This window comes from Streptomyces sp. NPDC046931, assembly GCF_040644655.1.
Lineage (GTDB): Bacteria > Actinomycetota > Actinomycetes > Streptomycetales > Streptomycetaceae > Streptomyces.
Window position 1 is genome coordinate 199,845 of sequence record NZ_JBEYWX010000015.1, and the last position, 6,223, is coordinate 206,067.

Consider the following 6,223-nt stretch of genomic DNA (forward strand, 5'->3'; position numbering starts at 1 on the left):
ACGGACCGGCACCGGACCGTCCCGTTTCGGCGGCTGGTGCAATGTCACGCACCACGAGTATCCCAGGCGGGGAGCGGCGGTGTGGCCGCAGGCGGGAGTCCGACGACGGGGCCTAGAGGACGAACCCCGCCGGGAAGGGGTCCTCCGGGTCCAGGAGGTACTGCGCCGTGCCGGTCACCCACGCCCGTCCGGTGAAACTGGGCAGCACCGCCGGGAGGCCGCCCACCCGAGTCGTGCCGAGCAGCCGCCCCGTGAAACGCGTCCCGATGAAGGACTCGTTCACGAACTCGGTGTGCAGGGGGAGTTGGCCGCGCGCGTGCAGCTGTGCCATGCGGGCGCTGGTGCCCGTACCGCAGGGGGAGCGGTCGAACCAGCCGGGGTGGATGACCATCGCATGCCGGGACAGCCGCGCGGTGGCACCCGGCGCGTACAGGTGGACGTGGTGGCAGCCACGGATCGTGGGGTCCTCGGGATGGACCGGCTCCGCCCCGGCGTTGACCGCGTCCATCAGCGACAGTCCCGCCGCGAGGATGTCGTCCTTGCGGGAGCGGTCGAAGGGCAGCCCGAACTCCTCCAGCGGCAGGATCGCGTAGAAGTTGCCGCCGTAGGCGAGGTCGTACGTCACCGTGCGCCCGCCCGGCAGGGTGGCCTTGCGGTCGAGGCCGACGGAGAAGGACGGCACGTTCCTGAGGGTGACCGCCTTCGCGGCGCCGCCCTCGACTACGGCCTCGGCGACGACGAGGCCCGCCGGGGTGTCCAGGCGGATGGTGGTCACCGGTTCGGTGACCTCGACCATGCCCGTCTCCACGAGCACGGTCGCCACACCGATCGTGCCGTGACCGCACATCGGCAGACAGCCCGAGACCTCGATGTAGACCACACCCCAGTCGCAGTCCGGGCGGGTGGGCGGCTGGAGGATCGCGCCGCTCATCGCCGCATGCCCGCGCGGCTCGTTCATCAGCAACTGCTTGACGCCGTCGCGGTGTTCACGGAACCACAGACGCCGTTCGTTCATCGTGGCGCCGGGGATCGTGCCGATGCCGCCGGTGACCACCCGGGTCGGCATCCCCTCGGTGTGGGAGTCGACGGCGTGCAGGACGAGCTTGCTGCGCATGACCGTTCTCCTTCCGCTCGGTGCGCCGGTTCAGGCCAGTCCCGCGGCCACGGCCTTCTCCGTGGCGGCGCGGACGGCGCTCTCCTGCTCGGGCAGCAGCGGGACCCGCGGAGGGCGTACGGGGCCGCCGTAGCGTCCGACGACGTCCATCGACAGCTTGATGGCCTGGACGAACTCCACCCGGGAGTCCCAGCGCAGCAACGGGTGCAGCTGCCGGTACAGCGGCAGCGCGGTCTCCAGGTCGCCCGCGACCGCCGCCCGGTACAACAGCACCGACGCCCGGGGCAGTGCGTTCGGGTAGCCGGCCACCCAGCCCTTCGCGCCCGCGACCGCGAGCTCCAGCAGGACATCGTCGGCGCCGATCAACAGGTCGAGCTCCGGGGCCAGTTCGGCGATGCGCCAGGCGCGCCGGGGGTCGCCCGAGAACTCCTTGACGGCCTGGACGTAACCCTCGCCGTGCAGCTTCGCGAGCAGCTCTGGGACCAGGTCGACCTTGGTGTCGACGGGGTTGTTGTACGCCACGACCGGCACGCCCGCCTTCGCGGCCTCCGCGTAGTGGGCGAGCACGGACCGCTCGTCGGCGCGGTAGGAGTTCGGCGGCAGCAGCATCACCGACGCACAGCCGGCGTCGCGTGCCTGCTCGGTCCAGCGGCGGGCCTCCGCCGATCCGTAGGCCGAGACCCCGGGCATCACCCGCGCCCCGCCGACCGCGGACACCGCCGTCTGCACGACCTCGGCGCGTTCCTCGGGGGTGAGGACCTGGTACTCGCCGAGCGAGCCGTTCGGTACGACGCCGTCGCAGCCGTTCTCCACAAGCCAGGCGCAGTGCTCGGCGAACCGGTCGTGGTCGACGGTGAGCCGGTCGGTGAGCGGCAGCGCGGTGGCCACGAGGACGCCGCGCCAGGGACGGTGCTGCGGGACAGTCATACGCGATACCCCACTCTCGATGGTGTGTGACATATTACTGACTCTCGGTGTCTTACTGGCAGATCACCGGCGGTCTCGCCGGGTCCTCGCTCTGCCTCACGGGAGCCGTTCCCCGGGCTCCCGGGCGAGCACGCCCAGCGGCACCGGCCGGGCGAAAGGCCTGCGTGCCACCGCCTCCGGGCACCCGGCGAGCCCCGCGACCGCAGGCCCGCACATCCGGCCCTGGCACCAGCCCATCCCGGCCCGGGTGAGCAGTTTGACGGTACGTGCATCGCCGGCCCCCAGGTCACGGACAGCCTCCCGTACGGCCCCCGCCCGCACTTCCTCGCAGCGGCACACCACCGTGTCGTCGGTGACCTGCTCGGCCCAGTGGGCGCGAGGCGTGTAGGCGTGGTCCAGCGCGGCGGCGAACCTGCGCAGCGCGGCCCGGCTCGCGGCGGCGCGCTCCCCGCCACGCGCATCGGGCGGGACGCCGGTGAGCCGGGCCGCGATCGACCGCCCGGCGAGGTGCCCTTCGGCGAGCGCGAGCCCGGCGCCGCCGACACCGGTGGCCTCGCCCGCGGCCCAGACGCCCGGGACGTCGGTGCGCTGCTCGTCGTCGACATGCACGCGCCCGCCGTCGACGCGGCAGCCGAGGGTCTCGGCGAGGTCGGTGTGCGGAAGCATGCCGTGCCCGACGGCGAGCGAGTCACAGGGGATGCGGCGGCCGGTGCCGGGCCGCACGCGTCCGTCGGCGTCGAGCGCGGCCACCGTCACCGCCGCCAGCCGCTCTGAGCCGTGGGCCTCGACCACGGTGTGGCGGACGAGGAACCGTACCCGGTGGCGCAGCAGTCGCACCCCGTACCCGGCCGCCTCGACGGCCTTCCCGGGCTCCGCGGCCAGGGCCCGGGCCTGCCGGGCGAGGAACCTCGGGTCGGCGGACTCCACCAGCGCGGCGACCGTCGTCCCCGCCGCGGCGAGCCCGGTCGCCACCGGCAGCAGCAGAGGCCCGGTGCCCGCCACGACCACGCGGTGCCCGGGCACCACGAGCCCACCCTTGAACATGGCCTGGGCGCCCCCCGCGGTGACGACCCCGGGCAGGGTCCAGCCGGGGAAGGGCAGCACCCTCTCGTAGCCGCCCGTGGCCAGCAGCACGGCCGTGGCCCGCACGACGACCGGCTCCTCCTGCTCCGGCCCGAGCAGCGCGTGCACGGCGAAGCCGCCCGGCGTAGGTGCGGACTCCCGCTCCACACACCACACGTGGTGGTCCGTCAGGTGGGCGATACGCCCGGCTGCGATGTGCCGGTCGAGCCCCTCGCGCAGCCGCCTCCAGGTACGCCACTGGTGGTGCAGGGCCCGTGGGCGCCGTGCCCCGAGTCCGGCGGGTGGCTGCCGGTAGAACTGCCCGCCCACCTCGGGCCCGGCGTCGACGAGCGTGACGCGTACGCCCCGAGCCGACGCCGCGAGGGACGCGGCCAGCCCTGCCGGGCCCGCCCCGATCACCGCGAGGTCATTCCGCATGCCCGGTCCCCTCCTGTGAGCGGATCACATCGCCGGGACGTGCCGGCACCAGACAAGCACGCTGGTTCGGAACGCCGTTGACGGTCACCAGGCAGTCGTAGCAGACGCCGATCCCGCAGAGGATCCCGCGTGGCCGCCCCTCGTGCCGGGTGGTGCGCCAGGACGTGACACCCGCCGCCCACAGCGCGGCGGCGACCGTCCGGCCGGGCAGTGCCTCGATCTCGCGGCCGTCGAAGGTGACCGTGAAGGCCGGGCCCGGCCGGGACCGCGTCAGTCTCAGGGGATTCACCGGGCCTCCCGCTCGAAACGCTCCGGCCGGAAGGGCGCGAGGTCGAGTTCCGGCACTCCGCCGCTCAGCAGCCGCGCGATCAGATGCCCGGTGCCGGGGGCGAGTCCGATCCCGGCGCCTTCGTGGCCGCAGGCGTGGAAGAGGCCCGGGACCCGTGGGTCCGAGCCGATCGCGGGCAGATGGTCGGGCATATACGGCCGGAACCCGAGGTAGGAGCGCATCGCCCGCACCCGCTCCAGGAAGGGGAAGAGCCGGGTCGCTCCCGCCGCGAGCGCTCGCACCGCCGGCAGGGAGAACGACCGGTCGAACCCAACTCGTTCGCGGCTCGCGCCGATCAGGACGGGCCCGGCGGCGGTGCCCTCGACGACGGGTGAGGTGTGCAGGGCCACGGAGTCGCTGGCCACGTCCGCGACATAGTCGGCCGCGTACACCTTGTGCCGGACCCGGCGCGGCAACGGCTCGGTGACGAGGACGAATCCGCGGCGCGGCAGCACCGGCAGGCGCACGCCCGCCAGCGCGGCCAGCTCGCCGCCCCGGCTCCCCGCCGCATTGACGACCGCCGGAGCGTGGATCACCCCCCGGTCCGTCCGCACCCCGCGCACGGTTCCCCGGGGGGTGCGCAGCACCTCGGTCACCGTCCGGCCGGTCAGGAGGCGGGCGCCGGAGGCCCGTACCAGATGTGCGGCGGCGAGTGCCGGCATCACCTGGCAGTCCTGTGGGTAGAGCACACCGCCCGCGAGTCCCGGGGCCAGGTGCGGCTCCACGTCGTGGAGCCGGTCGGCGGTGATCTCGACCGTCGTCACCCCCGCCGCCCGCTGCCCGGCGGCGAAGTCCGTGAGGGCGCCGAGTCCTTGGGGGGTCGCGGCGACGACCACCCCGCCCTTGGCCTCGTACTCGACGGCCGGACCCAGCTCCTTGGCCAGGTCGGTCCACAAGCCCAGGGAGAACCGGGCGAGTTCCAGCTCTGGTCCGGGTTCCTTGTCGGAGACGAGCAGGTTCCCCTCGCCCGCCCCGGTCGTGCCGCCGGCCACGGACCCGCGGTCCACGAGCGCGACGTCCAGCCCGGCCCGGGCGGCATACAGGGCGCAGGACGCGCCCACCATGCCGGCGCCGACGACCACGACATCACAGGTCAGTCGCTCGCTCACATCAGTACTATGTCACATGGCTCATGGGTAAAGGCAACCCTTGCCTTGCATCGCCCGCCAACACCCGTGCCCGGCGAACTACGCGCCCGACGCCGCCGCCCACTACCGCGATCCCTCCCTCGACCCCGAGCGCTTGGCCCGCAGCAAGGCGCGGGACGCGGCGGCGCACTCCGCGGACACCCTGCTGCGCACCCATGTCACCGGCTACCGGGCGCCGTTCGGGCAACTGGACGTCCGGCTCGGCACATCCGGACAGGGCGCCGGACTGGTCCGCGGCAGCAACCGGCGGCTCACCTTCGGCGGCGGGTCCTCCGTGACCGTGCCCGCGGGCGCCACGGCGTACAGCGACCCGCTGCCCGGCCGGCTGCCCGCCGCGACCGACCTGGTGGTCAGCCTCCACTCCCCGGACGCGGCGGGTCCGGCCACCGGGCACGGGATGGCGATGCAGACGTCTTACACGGCCGGGGGCGATCACACCGCCGGGGAGACCGCGGCCGGCTGGAGGCAGACCACCGGTTCCTGGTTCTACCTCGACGCCGTCACCGTACGGACGGACGCCGCCACCGGCGCGCTGGTCGCACTCGGCGACTCCATCACGGACGGCTGGGCGTCCACGTCCGACACCAACCGCCGCTGGCCCGACTATCTGGCCCGCCGGCTCCGGCAGGCCGGCACGGCGCTCAAGGGGGTGGCCGACGAGGGGATCTCCGGAAACAAGGTCCTCGCGGACGGGGCGGGCCCGAGCGCCCGGAACCGGTTGGGGCGCGACGTCCTCTCCCACCCGGGCGTCCGCACGGTCTTTCTCTTCGAGGGCGTCAACGACATCAAGGCCCACACCGGCGTCACGGCACCGGACCTGATCGCGGGCTACCGGCAGATCCTCGCCCGCGCGCACGCCGCCGGGAAGTGCGTGGTCGGAGCCACCGTCACCCCCTTCAAGGGCTGGCCGGAGTGGGACCCCGCCGCCGAGGCCGTACGCCGGGAGGTCAACGCGTTCATCAGGGACAGCGGGGAGTTCGACGCGGTCACCGACTTCGACCGTGTCCTGCGCAGTCCCTACGACCCCGAACGGATCCTGCCCTCCTTCGACGGCGGCGACCATCTGCACCCCAATGACAAGGGCATGCAGGCGATGGCCGACGCGGTCGACCTCACCGGCCTCGACTGCCGCCCCTGACCCGGAGCGCGCCCCGGGCCCGCCCCTCCCGTCCGGTCCCGCACCCGCGGGTGCGGGACCGGACTGGG

General features: G+C 74.0%; 6 protein-coding genes. 1 reads left to right on the forward strand and 5 read right to left on the reverse strand.

The window, feature by feature from the left end:
• Nucleotides 1–112: 112 nt before the first annotated feature.
• The 5 genes from ABZ876_RS25275 to ABZ876_RS25295 form a co-directional block, all read right to left on the reverse strand.
• The gene (locus tag ABZ876_RS25275) at nucleotides 113–1,114 is read right to left on the reverse strand and encodes a proline racemase family protein (protein ID WP_361785396.1); all 1,002 of its coding nucleotides are present in this window, start codon (nucleotides 1,112–1,114) and stop codon (nucleotides 113–115) included.
• A gap of 30 nt (nucleotides 1,115–1,144) precedes the next feature.
• On the reverse strand, nucleotides 1,145–2,041 hold the full coding sequence (locus ABZ876_RS25280) for a dihydrodipicolinate synthase family protein (protein WP_361785399.1): 897 nt from the start codon (nucleotides 2,039–2,041) through the stop codon (nucleotides 1,145–1,147).
• Between the two features lie 96 nt (nucleotides 2,042–2,137).
• The gene (locus ABZ876_RS25285) at nucleotides 2,138–3,541 is read right to left on the reverse strand and encodes an FAD-dependent oxidoreductase (protein ID WP_361785402.1); all 1,404 of its coding nucleotides are present in this window, start codon (nucleotides 3,539–3,541) and stop codon (nucleotides 2,138–2,140) included.
• Entirely contained in the window at nucleotides 3,531–3,830 is a 300-nt protein-coding gene (locus ABZ876_RS25290) for a (2Fe-2S)-binding protein (protein WP_361785405.1), read from the reverse strand. Before ABZ876_RS25290 ends, ABZ876_RS25285 begins: the two co-directional genes overlap by 11 nt.
• Nucleotides 3,827–4,978 (reverse strand): FAD-binding oxidoreductase, encoded by a 1,152-nt coding sequence (locus tag ABZ876_RS25295; RefSeq protein WP_361785408.1) that lies wholly within the window; start codon nucleotides 4,976–4,978, stop codon nucleotides 3,827–3,829. Before ABZ876_RS25295 ends, ABZ876_RS25290 begins: the two co-directional genes overlap by 4 nt.
• 40 nt (nucleotides 4,979–5,018) lie before the next feature.
• On the opposite strand from ABZ876_RS25295, the gene ABZ876_RS25300 reads away from it, so the two are divergent.
• Complete coding sequence (locus tag ABZ876_RS25300; protein WP_361785411.1) at nucleotides 5,019–6,155, forward strand: SGNH/GDSL hydrolase family protein; 1,137 nt, start codon at nucleotides 5,019–5,021, stop codon at nucleotides 6,153–6,155.
• Nucleotides 6,156–6,223: the final 68 nt, after the last annotated feature.